The following is a 1028-nucleotide window of genomic DNA, read 5'->3' as shown; positions in this document are numbered from 1 at the left end:
CCTTCACGGATTGCGAAACGCAGACCGTCGTCCATCGCGATTGGGTGGATCAGCGTCACAACCATCTTGATGTTGTCGCCTGGCATTACCATCTCAACGCCTTCTGGCAGTTCGATGGTACCGGTCACGTCAGTAGTACGGAAGTAGAACTGTGGACGGTAACCTTTGAAGAACGGAGTATGACGGCCGCCTTCGTCTTTGGACAGGATGTACACTTCAGATTCGAACTTGGTGTGTGGCTTGATTGAGCCTGGCTTCGCCAGAACCTGACCACGTTCGATTTCTTCACGTTTGATACCACGCAGCAGAACACCAACGTTCTCACCAGCACGGCCTTCGTCCAGCAGTTTGCGGAACATTTCAACGCCAGTACAGGTAGACTTCGCAGTCTCTTTGATACCAACGATTTCAACTTCTTCACCAACTTTGATGATACCGCGCTCTACACGACCGGTAACAACGGTACCACGACCGGAGATGGAGAATACGTCTTCGATTGGCAGCAGGAATGGCTTGTCAATCGCACGCTCTGGTTCTGGGATGTAAGAATCCAGGAAGCCAGCCAGTTCGATGATTTTCGCTTCCCACTCTGCGTCGCCTTCCAGCGCTTTCAGAGCAGAACCACGAACGATTGGGGTATCGTCGCCCGGGAAATCGTACTGAGACAGCAGTTCACGAACTTCCATCTCTACCAGTTCCAGCAGCTCTTCGTCATCAACCATGTCGCATTTGTTCAGGAACACGATGATGTAAGGAACGCCTACCTGACGACCCAGCAGGATGTGCTCACGAGTCTGAGGCATTGGGCCGTCAGTCGCAGCAACAACCAGGATCGCGCCGTCCATCTGCGCAGCACCGGTGATCATGTTTTTAACATAGTCGGCGTGGCCTGGGCAGTCTACGTGTGCGTAGTGGCGAGTCGGGGTGTCGTACTCAACGTGAGAGGTGTTGATGGTGATACCACGAGCTTTTTCTTCTGGTGCGTTATCGATCTGGTCGAATGCACGAGCAGAACCACCGTAGGTTTT

The 1028-nt window shown here is 52.9% G+C and carries 1 protein-coding gene; it reads right to left on the bottom strand.

The window, feature by feature from the left end; translation table 11 throughout:
• Window positions 1-1028: elongation factor Tu (gene tuf / locus C6A40_RS24790; protein ID WP_025912577.1), on the bottom strand; the 1028-nt coding region annotated here is incomplete at both ends.

The organism is Enterobacter sp. GER_MD16_1505_Eko_090, from assembly GCF_003331015.1.
Classification (GTDB): domain Bacteria; phylum Pseudomonadota; class Gammaproteobacteria; order Enterobacterales; family Enterobacteriaceae; genus Enterobacter; species Enterobacter roggenkampii.
This window is presented reverse-complemented; position numbering and strand designations above follow the sequence as displayed.